18 protein-coding genes are annotated in these 16904 nt (G+C 57.2%); 5 read left to right on the forward strand and 13 right to left on the reverse strand.

The genetic code is table 11. The annotated features are described in order from the left end of the window. Positions 1-34 precede the first annotated feature (34 nt). Positions 35-835, reverse strand: coding sequence for a sugar/pyridoxal phosphate phosphatase YigL (yigL, locus tag ACMGG1_RS23245; RefSeq protein WP_400827269.1), 801 nt, complete (start codon positions 833-835; stop codon positions 35-37). 11 nt (positions 836-846) lie between these two features. After that, a complete protein-coding gene (gene pldB, locus ACMGG1_RS23250; RefSeq protein ID WP_414161048.1) occupies positions 847-1884 on the reverse strand; it encodes a lysophospholipase L2 in 1038 nt (345 codons plus the stop codon). A 135-nt stretch (positions 1885-2019) separates the two neighbouring features. Here pldB and rhtB point away from each other — a divergent pair, with 135 nt between their 5' ends. Then, positions 2020-2640 carry a homoserine/homoserine lactone efflux protein gene (rhtB, locus tag ACMGG1_RS23255; RefSeq protein ID WP_020824782.1) on the forward strand — a complete coding sequence of 207 codons (621 nt, stop codon included), beginning with the start codon at positions 2020-2022 and terminating at the stop codon, positions 2638-2640. A gap of 51 nt (positions 2641-2691) precedes the next feature. Here rhtB and rhtC read toward each other — a convergent pair whose 3' ends face one another. From rhtC to pldA, 3 genes are read right to left on the reverse strand one after another with little or no spacing between them, the layout of a single operon-like run. After that, on the reverse strand, positions 2692-3318 hold the full coding sequence (rhtC, locus tag ACMGG1_RS23260; RefSeq protein WP_020824781.1) for a threonine export protein RhtC: 627 nt from the start codon (positions 3316-3318) through the stop codon (positions 2692-2694). 12 nt (positions 3319-3330) lie between these two features. Continuing rightward, positions 3331-5163, reverse strand: a complete 1833-nt coding sequence (gene recQ, locus ACMGG1_RS23265; protein WP_020824780.1) for an ATP-dependent DNA helicase RecQ — start codon at positions 5161-5163, stop codon at positions 3331-3333. 48 nt (positions 5164-5211) lie between these two features. Continuing rightward, entirely contained in the window at positions 5212-6090 is an 879-nt protein-coding gene (gene pldA / locus ACMGG1_RS23270; protein WP_020824779.1) for a phospholipase A, read from the reverse strand. A gap of 201 nt (positions 6091-6291) precedes the next feature. On the opposite strand from pldA, the gene ACMGG1_RS23275 reads away from it, so the two are divergent. Next, on the forward strand, positions 6292-6762 hold the full coding sequence (locus ACMGG1_RS23275; RefSeq protein WP_020824778.1) for a thioesterase family protein: 471 nt from the start codon (positions 6292-6294) through the stop codon (positions 6760-6762). Between the two features lie 64 nt (positions 6763-6826). Continuing rightward, the gene (rarD, locus tag ACMGG1_RS23280) at positions 6827-7714 is read left to right on the forward strand and encodes an EamA family transporter RarD (protein WP_020824777.1); all 888 of its coding nucleotides are present in this window, start codon (positions 6827-6829) and stop codon (positions 7712-7714) included. 7 nt (positions 7715-7721) lie between these two features. Here the strand turns inward: rarD and ACMGG1_RS23285 are convergent, their stop codons facing one another. Then, a complete protein-coding gene (locus tag ACMGG1_RS23285; RefSeq protein WP_414161049.1) occupies positions 7722-8780 on the reverse strand; it encodes an AbrB family transcriptional regulator in 1059 nt (352 codons plus the stop codon). Positions 8781-8891: 111 nt separating this feature from the next. Then, positions 8892-9842, reverse strand: coding sequence for a magnesium/cobalt transporter CorA (gene corA / locus ACMGG1_RS23290; protein WP_020824775.1), 951 nt, complete (start codon positions 9840-9842; stop codon positions 8892-8894). Positions 9843-10287: 445 nt separating this feature from the next. Between corA and ACMGG1_RS23295 the strand changes: the two genes are divergently transcribed. Then, a complete protein-coding gene (locus ACMGG1_RS23295; protein WP_020824774.1) occupies positions 10288-10767 on the forward strand; it encodes a WbuC family cupin fold metalloprotein in 480 nt (159 codons plus the stop codon). Between the two features lie 56 nt (positions 10768-10823). On the opposite strand, the gene uvrD is transcribed toward ACMGG1_RS23295, so the two are convergent. From uvrD to lptM, 6 genes are all read right to left on the reverse strand, one after another. Continuing rightward, a complete protein-coding gene (gene uvrD, locus ACMGG1_RS23300; protein ID WP_414161050.1) occupies positions 10824-12986 on the reverse strand; it encodes a DNA helicase II in 2163 nt (720 codons plus the stop codon). Between the two features lie 77 nt (positions 12987-13063). Beyond that, complete coding sequence (yigB, locus tag ACMGG1_RS23305) at positions 13064-13780, reverse strand: 5-amino-6-(5-phospho-D-ribitylamino)uracil phosphatase YigB (RefSeq protein WP_115057958.1); 717 nt, start codon at positions 13778-13780, stop codon at positions 13064-13066. After that, positions 13780-14691, reverse strand: a complete 912-nt coding sequence (xerC, locus tag ACMGG1_RS23310; RefSeq protein WP_020824771.1) for a tyrosine recombinase XerC — start codon at positions 14689-14691, stop codon at positions 13780-13782. The genes yigB and xerC overlap by 1 nt, the downstream gene beginning before the upstream one ends. Next, positions 14688-15392: a DUF484 domain-containing protein gene (locus ACMGG1_RS23315; RefSeq protein ID WP_020824770.1), complete on the reverse strand. Its 705-nt coding sequence runs from the start codon at positions 15390-15392 to the stop codon at positions 14688-14690. The genes xerC and ACMGG1_RS23315 overlap by 4 nt, the downstream gene beginning before the upstream one ends. Further along, positions 15389-16213 carry a diaminopimelate epimerase gene (gene dapF, locus ACMGG1_RS23320; RefSeq protein WP_020824769.1) on the reverse strand — a complete coding sequence of 275 codons (825 nt, stop codon included), beginning with the start codon at positions 16211-16213 and terminating at the stop codon, positions 15389-15391. The genes ACMGG1_RS23315 and dapF overlap by 4 nt, the downstream gene beginning before the upstream one ends. Positions 16214-16271: 58 nt before the next feature. Further along, positions 16272-16478: an LPS translocon maturation chaperone LptM gene (gene lptM / locus ACMGG1_RS23325; protein WP_020824768.1), complete on the reverse strand. Its 207-nt coding sequence runs from the start codon at positions 16476-16478 to the stop codon at positions 16272-16274. A 78-nt stretch (positions 16479-16556) separates the two neighbouring features. Between lptM and cyaY the strand changes: the two genes are divergently transcribed. Further along, a complete protein-coding gene (gene cyaY, locus ACMGG1_RS23330; RefSeq protein WP_044554409.1) occupies positions 16557-16877 on the forward strand; it encodes an iron donor protein CyaY in 321 nt (106 codons plus the stop codon). Positions 16878-16904 lie beyond the last annotated feature (27 nt).

Here is a 16904-nt window from a genome sequence, read left to right on the forward strand (position 1 = left end):
ACCAATCAGGGCGCCGCAAGGCGCCCTGTTCATATCAACCCAGGAACATTTTCCGCAGGTAATGTGGCACCGCGTCGTCGACGTTTGAGCCAATGACTTCCAGCTCAGGCAGTTTATCTTTCAAACGCTGATGCGCGTCGCGCATGATGCAGCCTTTACCGGCCATCGACAGCATTTCCAGATCGTTCATGCCGTCGCCGAAGGCGATGCACTCTTTCAACGTATAACCGATGATCTTGGCCACTTCTTCCAGCGCATGCCCTTTTGACACGCCACCCGCCATCACTTCCAGACAGGTTGGGAACGAGAAGCTGACGTTAACCCGATCGCCCCAGCGTGCATTGATGGCATCTTCCAGCGGCAGCAGCTTTTCGTGATCGTCGCAGGTGAAGTACACCTTGCACACACCGTCGGTTTCCAACAGGCCCGGTTCGAACAACTGATACTGGAAAACGGATTCCTGGAAAAACTCTTTCTGTTCAGGGCTTTCGCGGTTGATGTACCAGTCGTCGTTGCGGTAGACGTTGGTGGTGATATCGGCATCGTTATGCAGCATGCCGTAAAGGTCGCGGGCAATGTCTTCGGCCAGGTTATGGCTGAAAATCAGCTCACCGTCGGTGTTGTGCACGCGAGCGCCGTTGGACGTGATCATAAAGGCGCTGATGTCGAGGTTATCGCGGATCTGCGCAACGTCGATATGGTGACGCCCGGTAGCGAAGACGAAATGTACCCCACGCTGGGTCAGCAGCTTCAAGGTCTCTTTGGCGAACGGGGACAAGGTGTGGTCAGGTGACAGCAGCGTGCCATCTAAATCGGAAGCGACGACGTGATACATAGCGGTATGTTCTAACCTCTGATGGAGTGGTCGGCGGTAGGGGTACCACCTAAGTGTTGAGCAAAGAAACGCAGGATTGCGTTCAGTGCTTCGGCGCGCATCGCGTCCAGCTCAAACAGGATCTCATGCCGTGCGCCTTCGATAACCTGCGGTTTTTCCCCTTCGCAAGGGTGCCCCGCTTCTGACAATGCCTGACAAAAAGCCTGGTGAGAGCGGTTGTCGACCACCCGATCCTCCCCGGCCTGCAATAACAATAGCGGCGTAGTGATGTTAGCCGCCTGAGCGATGATATCCCGACCGGCCTGGAGACTTTCTCGCACCCAATGGTAAGTGGGCCCCCCCACCTGCAGCTCGGGATAGTCGGCGTAATAGCGCAAGCAGCGCCGATAACGTTCACGACTGTGGGTCAACACGTTGACCACGTACGGCAGTGGGCGCCACTGGCCGGTGCCTATCGCATAGTACTCACGCACCTTCGGGTGCTTCTCCGCCCAGTCAAGAATGCGATTGGCCATCCAACCCGGCATCGGTAAATAAATGCCGAACATTGGTGCACAAAACGCGGCGGCGTCAAAGGCCTGCGGCTGACGAGCCAGGAATTGCGCCAGGATCGCGCCCCCCATTGAGTGCGCCAGCGCAAAGCGTTGCCGGTAACCGCGTGGCTTCACTTCCTGCTGATAAAACTGGGTGAAATCGTCGACGTAATCGCTGAAGTTTATCACATGACCACGGTGCGTATCCGCCAGCAAACGGCCGGAACGGCCTTGCCCACGGTGATCTAAAATCATCACATCATAGCCACACTGGAACAGATCGTAGGCAACCTCAGGATATTTAACGTAACTTTCGATGCGGCCGGGGCTTACCACCACCACCCGCTGATGACGCGCAGAACAGAATCGTACGAAGCGGATGGGTACGCCGCCAACGCCGATGAACTCGCCCTCCTCACGCAGCCGCCAAAAGTCCAGCAGCGGGCCGGTGGCGAAAGCAGCAAACTGCGTTTCACGCGTTAACCAGTCATCGGTGCTGAGAGTAAACGACGTCATCAAATGCTTTTCCCTGAGCCGCCAGCGGTAAAAATGTGACCGCTGGCACAAGAAATAATACTAGCGTATTGTGATTCAATTCCTACAAAAACCGAATCATTTTGGCACAAATTGGCGCTTTCAGGGAGCACTGCAATGACTTTGGACTGGTGGCTAACCTACCTGCTGACAACCCTTATCCTCAGCCTGTCACCCGGCTCTGGAGCGATCAACACCATGAGCACCGGCATCAGCCATGGTTATCGTGGGGCAGCAGCCTCGATCGCCGGGCTGCAGGTCGGGCTGAGCCTGCATATCCTGCTGGTGGGCATTGGCCTGGGGGCGCTGATCTCGCAGTCGCTGATGGCTTTCGAATTGCTGAAATGGCTGGGTGCCGCTTATCTGGTGTGGCTCGGTATTCAGCAGTGGCGCGCCGCCGGTTCGCTGGACTTGCATACGCTGGCGGGCACCATGCCGCGCCGCCGTCTGTTCCGCCGCGCCGTGCTGGTGAATCTGACCAACCCGAAAAGCATCGTTTTTCTGGCGGCGCTGTTTCCACAGTTTATTTTGCCCAATCAGCCCCAAGCCGAGCAGTACCTGGTACTCGGCGTCACTACGGTGGTGGTCGATATCATCGTGATGATTGGCTACGCCACTTTGGCGACCCGTATTGCCGGTTGGCTGAAGACCCCACGCCAAATGCAACTGCTGAACCGCATCTTTGGCTCGCTGTTCATCCTGGTCGCAGGGCTGCTGGCCACGGCCCGAAAAGCCTGATGCAAAAGGGCCGAACATCGCTGTTCGGCCCTCTGGTTCACTGCCCCAAAATTAACGGGTAAAGATCAGGTGCAAGCCGAAACCGGTGAACAATACCCCCGCCAGTCCGTCGATCCATTTCGCCAGGCGTTGATAGCCCCGGCGCATTGCCGGTAGCGCAAACACCACAGCCACTAGGCTGAACCAGACAAAAGTCTCGGCGATGATCAACAGGAACAGCCCCCAGCGCGCACCGGCGCCCACGTCGTCACCGACAAACAGTGAGAACACGCTGCCGAAATAGATAACGGCCTTTGGGTTTGACAGGTTGGTCAGAAAACCGCGAATAAAGCTGCGTCCCGGCTTAGGCAAGGCCACTTTCACTTCCGGTGCTGGCGTTGATTGCGCATTCTGAGAGCGTGCGGAGCGCAGCAGCTGCCAACCCATCCAGCACAGGTAAATCCCACCGCCCACCATAATAACCTGATGCAGCCAGGCCATTTTTTGCAGGATCAGGTGCAGGCCCATCAGCGCCACGCCCGCCCAGACAACGATGCCCAGCGAGATGCCCACCACCCCCATCATCGCCTCACGGCGTGAACGGCTGGCGGCGGTTTGCGAAACAAAAAAGAAGTCCGGCCCCGGGCTCATCAGCGCAATCAGGTGCACCAGCGCCACGGTCAGAAATAACATCAGCATGATTTACTGCCCTTAGTCTTCGTCATTATCGAGATGATCGCGGATCATCGCCATAAACGGGGCGCCAAAACGCTCCAGCTTACGCTGGCCAACGCCGTTAACGCTCAACAGATCGCCGGCCTTGATTGGCATCTGTTCCGCCATTTCCAGCAGCGTAGCATCGTTAAACACCACGTAAGGCGGAATATTTTCTTCATCGGCAATCGATTTACGCAGCTTGCGCAGTTTGGCAAACAGTTTGCGATCGTAGTTGCCGCCGTAGGATTTCTGGTTGGCACTGCCACGCGATTTCAGGCTTTGAATACGTGGCACCGCCAGTTGCAGCTCCAGCTCGCCGCGCAACACCGGGCGTGCGGCCTCGGTCAGCTGCAATGCCGAATGCATGGCAATGTTCTGAGTAATAAACCCCAGGTGGATCAACTGACGCAGCACGCTGGTCCAGTGTTCGGTGGTTTGGTCGCGGCCAATGCCGTACACCGGCAGCTTTTCATGGCCGTATTCGCGGATACGCTGATTATTGGAACCGCGTAACACCTCGACAATGTAGCCCAAACCGAAACGCTGCCCGACGCGATAGACACAAGACAGTGCTTTGCGCGCATCTTCCAGCCCGTCGTAGCGCTTGGGCGGATCCAGGCAGATATCGCAGTTGCCGCAGTTCTGATGTTTGCCCTCGCCAAAATAGTTAAGCAGCACCAGGCGGCGGCAGGTTTGCGCTTCGGCAAATGCGCCCATGGCGTTCAGCTTGTGGCGCTCGATGTCCAACTGTTGTCCGGCAGGCTTTTCTTCCAGGCAGCGGCGCAGCCAGGCCATATCGGCCGGGTCATACAACAAGATAGCTTCGGCGGGTAGGCCATCGCGCCCGGCGCGGCCGGTTTCCTGATAATAAGATTCGATATTGCGCGGAATATCAAAGTGCACCACAAAGCGCACGTTCGGTTTATTGATGCCCATGCCAAAGGCGACGGTGGCCACCACCACCTGTAAATCGTCACGCTGGAACGCTTCCTGCACCTGGGCGCGGCGATCGTTATCCAGCCCGGCGTGATAGGCACCCACGCTCAGCCCACGGCTTTGCAAGCGCGCGGTGGTGTCTTCCACCTTGGCCCGGCTGTTGCAGTAAATAATGCCACTTTTGCCGCGTTGGTCCTGTACAAAACGCCACAGTTGATCGAGAGGTTTAAACTTCTCCACCAGCGTATAGCGGATGTTCGGCCGGTCAAAGCTGCTGACCTGTACCAGAGGGTCCTGCAGCGCCAGCAGGCGCACGATGTCGCCACGGGTAGATTCATCGGCTGTCGCCGTCAGGGCAATTACCGGCATCGCGGGGAAGCGTTGCTTCAACTGCCCCAAGGCACGGTATTCTGGGCGGAAGTCGTGGCCCCACTGCGAGATACAGTGTGCTTCGTCTACTGCCAGCAACGCCGGCGGACAGTGGTCGAGCAGATCGAGAAAGCTGTCCATCATCAGCCGCTCGGGAGCGATGTACAGCATTTTGATTTGGCCGCTGCGGCACCCCGCCATCACTTCGAGCTGCTGCTCACGCGTTTGCGTCGAGTTATAGCAGGCGGCGGAAACGCCATAGGCCAACAGCTGATCGACCTGATCTTTCATCAGCGAAATCAACGGGGAAACCACTAACGTCAGGCCATCCATCACCAGCGCCGGGATTTGATAGCACAACGATTTACCGCCGCCGGTCGGCATAACAACCAGGCAATCCTGCCCGCCGATCGCCGTGTTGATAATCGTTTGTTGACCCGGTCGGAATTGCTGATAGCCGAAGGTATCGCGTAATACCTGCTCTGCCAGCAACTCTTTGTTTATCACTGCTGCGGTTGACACACACTTCCCCATTTTTTGCTGCGTAGCGACGCCTGTATGACGGCCGGATTACATAATATCGTTAAGCATGACACCAACGCCAACCCGTGTCTGCCGGAAGTTGTAATCAATCAAGGATTCGCCGTAACCGCTGAAGACTTGCGTGTAGAAACGCACGTGCTTGCTGATCGGGTAGCTCCAGCCCATTTCCGCGCCGCCGTAGCCGCTGTTCCAGTTATAGTGGCTGTCGACGCTGAAGATGCTGTCACCCCAGGCATAACCGACTTTCAGGCGGTAGTAGCCCATGTATTTGGTGATATCCGGGTTATCGTCGCTGCTGCTGCTTTCCGAGAAACGGAACCAGGGCTTCAGATCCACCTGCCAGTTGCCGTTTTGCGCCATAAAGCGCGCGTAACCGCGGTTCCAACTGCGTGAGGTGGGATCAGAACGGCCGTTGGACTGGTGATTGAGGCCCACTTCCACATCGCGCAATGTCCAGCCGGCGAAGCGGTAATCGGTCGCCCAGCCGAGGAACACCTGCGGCTCGTAGTTGGTTTCGCGAAACGGCGATGATTCACCGTGGTTGGAAAGCTGCCACCAGGAGCGCTGAGTATAAGATGCACCCAGCACCGAGTTGTCGCCGGCAATGCCGCGCCACAGTGGGAATGCCAGACTAAGCTGGAACTTCACCTCGTCCTTGCGGGCGTTATCGGACCAGTTATAGGACTGGATGGCTTCTTTATTGATATTGCTGGTATCGGTATACAACACATAGTTGGTTTCATACGGATACAGCGTAAATGGGTTGTCGTGATCCTGCAGCATGTTGGCAATAATGCTGCCGCGTACCGCCGGTTTATCATGAATTTGCTGCTCTTTGGCTTCTTCCGCCTGTACCAGCAGCGGCGCGGCCAGCGTGGCCAAAACGATCCCTGACAAAATGCGCATAACGTTCCTCACCCCAACAAAAAATGACAAACTCTGAAATAAAAACAGGCCATTTTACACACAAAGGAGATTTTACAGCAGCACGGCGTGTATTTATTGGATTAGTCTGGAAAGCAACAAAATATAGGCATAATATCAACAAACGGTTAACCTGGACTGACCAGTTTACTTCCCTACGACACAGAACAAGAATGGGTATTTATGTCTACCACACCACTCACACTAGAAGCCGCACGCCAAAAAATTGGCGAAATCTTTGTTTATCACATGCCGTTTAACCGCGAGCTGGGTCTCGAGCTGCGCCGCTTTGACGACGACTACGTGGAGCTGAGTTTCACCAATCAGCCCAAGCTGGTTGGCAATGCGGCCCAGAAGATCCTGCACGGTGGGGTGATCGCCTCGGTGCTCGACGTCGCCGCCGGGTTAGCCTGCGCCGGTAGCGTGCTGATGCGCCTGGATCCACTGATCGAAGAAGAAGTCGCTAGCCGTCTTTCGCGCATGGGCACCATAGATTTGCGCGTTGATTATCTGCGCCCGGGCCGTGGCGAGCACTTTATCGCGGCGGCCAGCGTATTGCGCAGCGGCAACAAAGTTGCGGTCGCCCGTGTTGAACTGCATAACCACGATGGCCTGCACATCGCCAGCGCTACCGCGACCTATCTGGTCGGGTGATTGTATGCGGTGAGGCTCTTCAGTACACTCACCGCATCTCCGTTTTTCCCATCTGAGTAACGTCATGGACGCACAGCAAACGCGGCAGGGCATCTTCTTTGCTCTGGCCGCCTATTTTATTTGGGGCATAGCTCCAGCCTATTTCAAACTGATCCAACAGGTACCTGCGGATGAAATCCTCACCCACAGGGTTATTTGGTCATTCTTCTTTATGCTGGCGCTGATCACGCTCGGGCGTAACTGGTCGCAGGTGCGCGCCGCCTGCCACAATCGCAAACGGCTGTTCTTGTTGGCGGTGACCGCGGTGTTGATCGGCGGCAACTGGCTGCTGTTTATCTGGGCGGTGAATAACCACCATATGCTGGAAGCCAGCCTGGGGTATTTCATTAACCCGCTGGTGAACGTGCTGCTGGGGATGCTGTTCCTGGGTGAACGTTTCCGCCGCATGCAGTGGATAGCGGTGGTACTGGCATTTGCCGGCGTGTTGATTCAGCTGTGGCAATTCGGTTCGCTACCGATTATCGGGCTGGGGTTGGCATTTAGCTTTGCGTTCTACGGTCTGCTGCGCAAGAAGATCGCCATCGACGCGCAAACCGGCATGCTGATTGAAACCCTGTGGCTGCTGCCGGTCGCGGCGGCGTATCTTTTCCTGTTCGCCGACAGCCCAACCAGTCACCTGAGCGCCAACCCTTGGTCGCTGAACCTGCTGCTGGTGGCAGCCGGCATCGTCACTACCGTACCGCTGCTGTTCTTTACCGCCGCAGCCACCCGCCTGCGCCTGTCGACACTCGGCTTCTTCCAGTATCTCGGCCCCACGCTGATGTTCCTGCTGGCCGTCACCTTCTATGGCGAAACTGTCGGCCAGGACAAGCTGGTGACCTTTGGCTTTATCTGGGCCGCACTGCTGTTGTTTATCCTCGACGCGCTCTATACCCAGCGCAAACTGCGTTGAAGCAGCGCTAAGTTGAAGCCGGGGTGGCGCGGTTAGAAATGAATCGTGCCATCGCCGGGCCAGTCAGCAAGATGGTGAACAAGCGCAGCGTCTGCATCGCCATCACGAAAGACATGTCTACCCGACTGCCGGCGGCGATGATCGCCACGGTATCCAGGCCGCCCGGGCTGGTCGCCAGATAGGCGGTCATCAAATCCACCGGCAGGAAGCGCGTCAGCATCCATGCCAGCAGACCGCAAAACAGCATCAGCGCGACGATCGACACCACCATCTGCGGCAAGGTACGCAGCGCCAACAAAAAAATCGGCCGGGTGAAGCGCAGCCCGACGCTCCAGCCAATCAGGGTATAAGCCAGGGCCAACAGCCATTCCGGCACCTGTAACGCCATGGTACCGCTGGAATGCAGCGTCGCGCCGATGATCATCGGCAGCAACAACGCGCCGGAGGGAATACGCAACCGGGGGCCAAGCCAGGCGCCGACCACGGCAATGCCCAGCGTCGCCGGGAAACGCCAATCCAGTGAAGGGAACCACTCCAGCATCGCGCCGCCATGCCCCGCTTCATCACCCAACCCAATGCGCGCCACCATCGCCGCCGCGGTTGCGACAAACAGCACCCGCAGGTATTGCATAAACGCCACCAGCCGCAGGTCGGCACCGAAATCCCCGGCCATCGCCACCATCGCCGACGCCCCACCGGGCGATGAACCCCAGGCACCGGTTGGCCCCGGCAGACTGCTATAACGCACCAGACACCAGCCTGAAACTCCGCTGGCCAGCAGCGTAGCGATCAACACCAGCAGCACCAACGGCCAGTCATCCAGTAACGGTGTGAGAATAGCAGGAGAGAGACTTTGCGCGATCATGCAGCCCAGCACCGCCTGTGCGGCGATGAACAGGTAACCTGGAATGCGAACCGTGGCGCCCAGCAGCCCCATGGCCACGCCGACAATCATCGGCCCCAGCAACAGTGCAGCGGGAATATGGAATCTTTGCAGGCCAAACCCCAGCACCAGCGAAGCCAGCAGCAGGATCGACCATTGGATCAAGCGGGGAAACCTCTCCATCAAAACGCATGCCTTACGGACAGATAAGCCAAAGGGGCATTCTACCCCTATTTAGCAGGCTAAGCGTTGGTCGACAGCAGAAATATCGGGCGAACAGGTTCGCCCGTCAGCTTACAGCCAGTTCTTGCGTTTGAAGTACAGATACGGGGCCAGCCCCGCCAGGATCATCAGGCTGATGGCGCCCGGATAGCCGAACGACCACTTCAGCTCCGGCATAAACTCGAAGTTCATCCCGTAGCTTGAGGCCACCAGCGTCGGTGGCAGGAACACCACCGACACCACCGAGAAGATCTTGATGATGCGGTTCTGTTCGATATTGATAAAGCCCATCGCCGCTTGCATCAGGAAGTTCACCTTCTGGAACAACGATTCGTTGTGTGGCAGCAAAGATTCGATGTCGCGCAGCACTTCACGCGCCTGCTCCAACTGACCGGTCGGCAAACGCGCCTTACGCACCAGGAAATTCAGCGCACGCTGGGTATCCATCAAACACAGTCGCACTTTCCAGCCGATATCTTCCAGTTCGGCCAGCGTCGACAGTGCTTCGTCGTATTCATCGCCCTGATGGCCTTCCATGATTACCCGGCTGAGCTTTTCCAAATCGCTGTAGACGTTTTCAATTTCGTCCGCCAACTGCTCAATCTTGGTTTCGAACAGATCCAGCAACAGCTCGTAAGCGTTGCCGTCCACCATCGTCAGGTTACGTGCGCGCATGCGGTACAGGCGAAACGCCGGCAGCTCACGCTCACGCAGGGTATACAGACGCCCATCACGGATGGTGAAAGCTACGGTGGAGTTACCGGCATGGTCTTCCGCATCTTCAAAGTAGAAGAAGGAGTGAATATGCAGGCCGTCTTCGTCTTCGAAGAAACGCGCGGAAGCTTCGATATCATCCAGCTCCGGACGTGTCGCCAGGCTTTGGCCCAGCTCGTTTTGCACGCGTTCACGCTCGCCTTCTTCCGGCTCAACCAGATCAACCCACAGCGAGGTGGTGAGATCATCGGAGTCATCCAACTCCAGACGGGACAGGCGGCTTTTATCTAATTTAAACGCGCTCAGCATCTGCTAAAACTCCCTTAGGGTGACAGGGGTAAACAACGCGTGGAAGCACAGAAACAGAGGGGTGTTGCATCACCAGCTTGTTTCAGACCATGAAGGATCTGACTCGTAGCGACACTTAAGAGGTCGCCGACAACCACGAAGGCTATCAGCTCGATGGGATAGCCTTAGAAGTTGTACCTGTTGTTGTCCAGGTCAGTGAGCCAGTATCTACTGGGTGTGTCCAAGGCGTATGTCCTCATTGATAATAGTGCGCGCATGTTACGCCGAGAAGAAAAAGTCTGTCAACCGGTTAGGCCCGATAATTGCGCAACAATTCATCGCCATAACCAATGGGACAAAATCGGTTTAATCCGTGATAAAGGGTAACGAAAAAGTCGCGGGGATCTCTGACCGCGTCCGTGAATATTGCTAATATGAAGCCACGATAAGCTTGCGGACTTTAACGATGAAACAGATTACCGCCCACGACCTGACCGCCATGAGTGAGCAGGCCGCTAAAGTGGCTCGCCTGCGCGCGCACCGTACGTTACACGACGAGTTGAGCGAGCCGGTGCAGCGACTGGCGATTGCCATGGAACCTGGCACCTATATTCGACCGCACCGCCATCCACAAACCTGGGAACTGTTGACACCGCTGCGCGGCCGCTTTGTGGTATTGCAGTTTAATGAGGAAGGTGTCGTCACCCAACGCACGCTGCTGGGTGAAGAAACCAAAGTACTGGAGATGCCGGCGTTTACCTGGCATGCCGTGCTGTCGGTTGATCCCGGCGGCGTGGTGTTCGAAGTAAAACAGGGGCCTTATCAGGCGCTGTCGGAAGAGGACTGCATGCACTGGGCTCCTCCGGAAGGTGGTGAAGGCATCGAAGCTGTTATGCGCTGGTATGCCACCGCGCAAGTTGGCGATCGCTATACCCGTACGCTTTAAGCCTGAGTGCTGGGGCGAAGAGATTCGCCCCTTTGGGTTCGGCGGCTACTGCCCCGCTACACCGTTTCCAGTCTGGCATAGGCGGCCACCAGCCACTTGATGCCTTCCCCTGGGAACGCAATTTGCAGTCGACTGTGTTCGCCGCTGCCTTCCAGATTGACGATGGTGCCTTCGCCAAATTTAGGGTGACGCACTCGCTGCCCCAGCTTGTAGCCGGTATCGTTTTCACCGATCGGCGTGCCCATACGACGATGGCTCACCGGTCGCGATACGCTGGCACGCAACCGCACTTCTTCCACGCACTCCTCCGGCAGTTCACCGATAAAACGCGAAGGCCGATGGTAAACTTCCTTGCCGTACAGACGACGCGTTTCGGCATAGGTCAGCGTCAGTTTCTGCATGGCACGCGTCAGGCCAACGTAGGCCAGACGACGTTCTTCTTCCAGCCGCCCGCCTTCATCCAGCGACATTTGGCTCGGGAACATCCCCTCTTCCATACCGACGATAAACACCAGCGGGAACTCCAGCCCCTTGGCCGAGTGCAGGGTCATCAACTGCACCGCATCCTGATAGGCATCGGCCTGGCCTTCGCCCGCCTCCAGCGCAGCATGCGACAAAAATGCCTGCAGCGGCATCAGATCCTGATCTTCATCCTGATAGCTGTATTGACGGGTTGCCGTCACCAGCTCCTCAAGGTTTTCGATACGCGCCTGGCCTTTCTCGCCCTTTTCCTGCTCATACATAATGAACAGCCCCGAATCGCGGATCACCCGGTCGGTCTGTACGTGCAAGGGCATATCGGCGGTTTCATGCGCCAGGGAATCTACCAGTTCGGTAAAGCGCTGCAGCGCAGAGGCCGCACGGCCGGCCAGCACCTTGTCTTGCAGCAGGGCGCGGGTGGCCTGCCACAGGGTCAATTGACGATCGCGCGCCGTTCGACGCACTTCGTCCAACGTCCGGTCGCCAATGCCACGGGTCGGGGTATTTGCTACGCGCTCGAACGCAGCGTCGTCATTACGGTTGGCTATCAGCCGCAGATAGGCCAGCGCATCCTTGATTTCCTGACGTTCGAAGAAGCGTTGCCCGCCGTAAATGCGGTAAGGCATGGCGGTTTGCAGCAGCGCCTCTTCCAATACGCGCGACTGGGCGTTGCTACGGTAAAGGATGGCGCAGTCATTCAGTGCGCCGCCATTTTCCTGCCAGGTTTTGATGCGGCCGACGACAAAGCGCGACTCGTCGAGTTCGTTGAACGCACAGTAGATAGAAATAGGTTCGCCATCCCCGCCCTCTGTCCACAGGTTTTTACCCATGCGCCCGCCGTTGTTGGCGATCAGGGTGTTGGCTGCCTTTAGAATATTGCTGGTCGAACGGTAATTTTGTTCCAGAAGGACGCTCTGCGCACCGGGGAAGTCCTTCAGGAAACGTTGAATATTTTCCACCTGAGCGCCGCGCCAGCCATAAATCGACTGGTCATCGTCACCCACGATCATCACGTTGCTGTTATTGCCGGCCAGCAGGCGGATCCAGGCATATTGAATGCTGTTGGTATCCTGAAACTCATCTACCAGTACATTGGTAAAACGTTCGCGGTAATGGTTGAGGATATGCGGTTTGTTCAGCCACAGCTCATGGGCGCGCAGCAACAGCTCGGCAAAATCTACCAGCCCGGCGCGATCGCAGGCTTCCTGATAGGCCTGGTAGATACGCAACCAGGTTGCCTCCACCGGATTATTATAGGTCTCGACGTGTTGCGGACGCAGGCCCTCATCTTTTTTGCCGTTGATGTACCACATCGCCTGACGCGGGGGCCATTGTTTCTCGTCGATATTCAACGCCTTGACGATGCGTTTGAGCAGGCGGAACTGGTCGTCGCTGTCGAGGATCTGGAAATCCTGCGGCAGATTGGCATCCATGTGGTGCGCGCGCAGTAACCGGTGAGCCAGCCCGTGGAAGGTGCCGATCCACATGCCACCCTGACTGGTGCCAATCAGATGTTCGATACGGTGGCGCATTTCCGCCGCGGCTTTGTTGGTGAACGTCACCGCCATGATCGAATACGGCGAACAGTTCTCTACCGACAGCAGCCAGGCGATGCGGTGCACCAGCACTCGGGTTTTACCGCTGCCCGCGCCGGCCAGTACCAACAGGTTGCCACGTGGCGCCGCCACGGCTTCGCGTTGTTTTTCATTCAGGCTGTCGAGCAGATCGGAAACGTCCATAGGCACCATTAATTGGTAAGGGAAAGCGCGTCAGCGACGCGATTCCACTGGGAATTTATACAGAGTTCTGGCAGGGATTATAACAATGCTGTCAGCGATGCCAACTGCGAAATCTCAATATGTGGCAGCAGCCGGCTATCGGCAGCCTGCATCAGGCTGCGCTGACGGTCGTTGATCCAACAGGCCTGCAGGCCTGAGCGCAACGCGCCGGCGACGTCGGTGGTTAAATCATCGCCGACGTGGAGAATATGCTCAGGGGCGATGCCTAAACGCTCTGCGGCCAGTTGATACATGTCCTGATAAGGTTTGGCGCGGCCATCCGGCCCGGAGCGCAGCACAAACTGAAAGTAACCGTCCAGCCCGCACTGCGCGGGATCGGCATTGCCGTTGGTGATCGCCACCAGAGGGAAACGTTCACCCAATGCTTTCAACGTAGCGTGGGTAGCTTCAGGCACTTCGATGCGGCTGCGCCACAGCGCAAAATTCTGCATCGCCGCGTCAGCCCCTTCAGCTGCCTGGGCATCACGCAGCCCCTGACGGCTCAGCGCCAGGTGGATGGCACGCCAACGCCACTGGGTGACGTCGTGGTAAATCTCTGGATCCTGTTCACGTAACTCTTGGCGCAGGCGGTGAAAATCCGCCGACTGGAAGTGGTTCAGCCCGGGATGATAATTCTGCAGGAAAGCCACCGACTGCAATTCGGTCTGTTTGATCACCGGACGGTTGTCGTACAGCGTGTCGTCCAGATCGAAGGTCAATGCCGCCAGCGGGCGTAGCGGACGATAAAAGTGCATCAGGATTTCCCCCGTTTGGCGCGTGGATGCGCGGCATCGTACACGTTCGCCAGATGTTGAAAGTCGAGGTGGGTATAGATTTGGGTGGTGGTCAGATTGGCATGGCCAAGCAGTTCCTGCACCGCACGCAGATCGCCGCTGGACTCCAGCATATGGGTAGCAAAGGAGTGGCGCAGCTTGTGCGGATGGATATGGCTGTTAACGCCCTGCTTGACGCCCCATTCGGCAAAACGCTTTTGCACGTTACGGGTCGAGATGCGTTTTCCCTGATTGGACAGGAACATCGCATCGTCTGACGGCCCGAACAGGTCGCGCATCGCCAGCCAGTGTTCCAGCCAGGTCACGGCGGTGCGGCCGACCGGCAGCTTGCGTTCCTTGCTGCCCTTGCCCAAAACCCAAATTTCACCGGCGGCCAGATCGACGTGGCGACAGTCCAGCCCCACCAGTTCAGAAAGACGCAGCCCTGCCCCGTACATCACCTCAAGCATAGCGCGATCGCGTACCGCCAGCGGATCGTTGAGATCGATATCCAGCAGCTGATTCATTTCATCGACGTCGATGTTTTTCGGCAGATGACGGCCACTGCGTGGCGTGCGGATCCCTTTGGCGGGGTTGGCTATCAGCATGCCCTGGCTGACCTGCCAGTCGAGAAAACTGCGTAATGCCGACAAGCGTAACGCGAGGCTGGAAGACTGCAGGCCGGCGCGTTTACTGCGCGCCGCCAGCATCCGGACTTTGGCGGCGTCCAACGCCGGCCACTCCGTGATGCCCATATCCTGAGCCAGCGCCATCAGCGCCTGCAATTGGCGTGAATAGCTTAACTGCGTCAAGGGGCTGAGCTGGCGTTCCACCTTCAGATAGCGCAGAAAGGCATCGACCGGCTGTTGCAGGCTGGCCGCCAGCGGGGTCATGCGCGTTCGATCCAGCGTTCCAGCAGTTCCGGCAGCATGCGCGCCAGTTGATTAAGCATCACCGTGCCCATGCCCTGCTGATAATGTTGCGTATCGCGGCTGCTGAAAATCACCATACCCAGCTCGCCCTCATCACCCAGCATCGACAGCGCTACCGAGCCGACCAGTTTGGCCTGCGGCAGCAGCAACAACAACTCGGGGCCATTCAGGCTGCCAAGAAAGTGCTGTTGGTCGCCCAGACGCTGAATGCGCAACGGTTCAAACGAAGAGCGCGTCAGGGCAAGGTGAGTGAAATCGGAAGGTGCGCCGATTTTCCAGCTTTCGGAAAACAGGCGGATATTGGCGCCGGCCAAACCGAAACCGCGCGCCCAACGCTGCAGGCGGTTAAGCATATCCTGCAGGCTGTCGGCGGTGGCCAGATTGGCCTGCAAATGCAGCAGGCTGGCAAACAGCGTTTCGTTGGCGCTGGCCTGCTCCATCAGCAGCGTGATTTCTTCTTCCAGCCGATGGATGTGATTGCGCTGGCGAGCCAGATGCCACTCGACCAACGATACGGTGCCGCGAACGGGATGGGGAACGCGCATTTGCTCCACCAACCGCGCGTTGCGCATAAAGAAATCCGGGTTTTGCAGCAGAAACTGCATCACGGCGTCGTCATCAAGCTCAATGCCTGCGACAGCCTGGTCCTCAACGCTCTTCATAGATGAATAAATCCGTCATATACATGGGTTGCCGGACCGGTCATAAACAGCGGGCTGCCCGGCCCTTTCCAGCGAATATGCAGGCTGCCGCCCGGCAGTTCTACATGTACCTCTTCTGACAGCAATTCCTGTTGAATCCCTACTGCCACGGCCGCACAGGCTCCGCTACCGCAGGCCTGCGTTTCGCCAGCACCGCGCTCATAGACACGCAGTTTAATGTGCTCGCGACTGACAATTTGCATAAAACCGATGTTAGCCCGTTCCGGGAAGCGCTCATGCCCTTCCAGCACCGGCCCGAGCAGCTCCACCTTGGCGGTTTTTACATCATCCACCTGTAAAACACAATGCGGATTGCCCATCGACACCACGCCGCACAGCACCGTATGTTCCGCCGCACGCATGATGTAGGTCTTTTCTTCTTTGGTTGCGCGAAACGGCACTGCCTGGGGATCGAAGTTGGGCTCACCCATATTCACGCACACCAGATCATCGTCGGTCACGCTCAACACCATGCGCCCGGTCTGGGTACTGACGCGAATATCGCGCTTGTTGGTCAAGCCTTTCAGCCGTACAAAGCGGGCAAAGCAGCGAGCGCCGTTACCGCACTGCGCCACTTCACTGCCGTCGGCGTTAAAAATGCGGTAATGGAAATCCAGTTCCGGATCGTAAGGCGGTTCTACCACCAGCAGCTGGTCAAAGCCAACGCCCAAGTGCCGATCGGCCAGACGGCGGATCAACTCGGGTGAGAAATAGACATTCTGTGTAACGGCATCGACCACCATAAAGTCGTTGCCCAGACCGTGCATTTTGGAGAACTGCATATCATACTCCGCTATCCGTCTTGGGTTTGCGGTGACTCACGCCGCCGCAAACAAGGTGTTACTGGTCGCTCATCGACGGTTTTTGCTGAGAGCCAGAAAGTTCCTGCTGATTTTTCTGTACCTGATCGCCGGTCTGAACCTGGGTAGCCGGTTTCTTAGTGCTGGCCGGATCGGCTGGCGGGAAGTACAGCGGGCCCTTCAGGCCGCAGCCGGAGAGCCCGGCAAGCAGAACTGCCATCAGCGCATAGCGTAGTTGTTTTTTCATTTGCATTAATGCCTGTAATTCATGCGTCCAAGGTCTCTATAATCGCAGGTGGATCATGAAAAGCAATAGGAATTGAATATGAACGACAGTGAGTTTCACCAGTTGGCTGACCAACTGATGCTGAATATTGAAGAGACCCTGGACGATTTTGACGGCGATGCGGACATCGATTACGAAACTAACGGCGGCGTAATGACGTTAAGCTTCGAAAATGGCACCAAAATTGTGATCAATCGCCAGGAGCCATTGCATCAGATTTGGCTGGCGACCAAAACCGGCGGCTACCACTTTAACTACCGTGACGGCGTGTGGCTGTGCGATCGCAGCGACCGCGCCTTCTACCCCTTACTGAGCGAAGCGGCCAGCGCACAGGCCGGCGAAGAGGTGAAGTTTTCCTGAGAATGGCCGCATCCGTCGTCAAGGCTC

The organism is Serratia sp. BNK-12 (assembly GCF_047456085.1).
In the GTDB taxonomy this organism is placed as follows: Bacteria; Pseudomonadota; Gammaproteobacteria; order Enterobacterales; family Enterobacteriaceae; genus Serratia; species Serratia liquefaciens.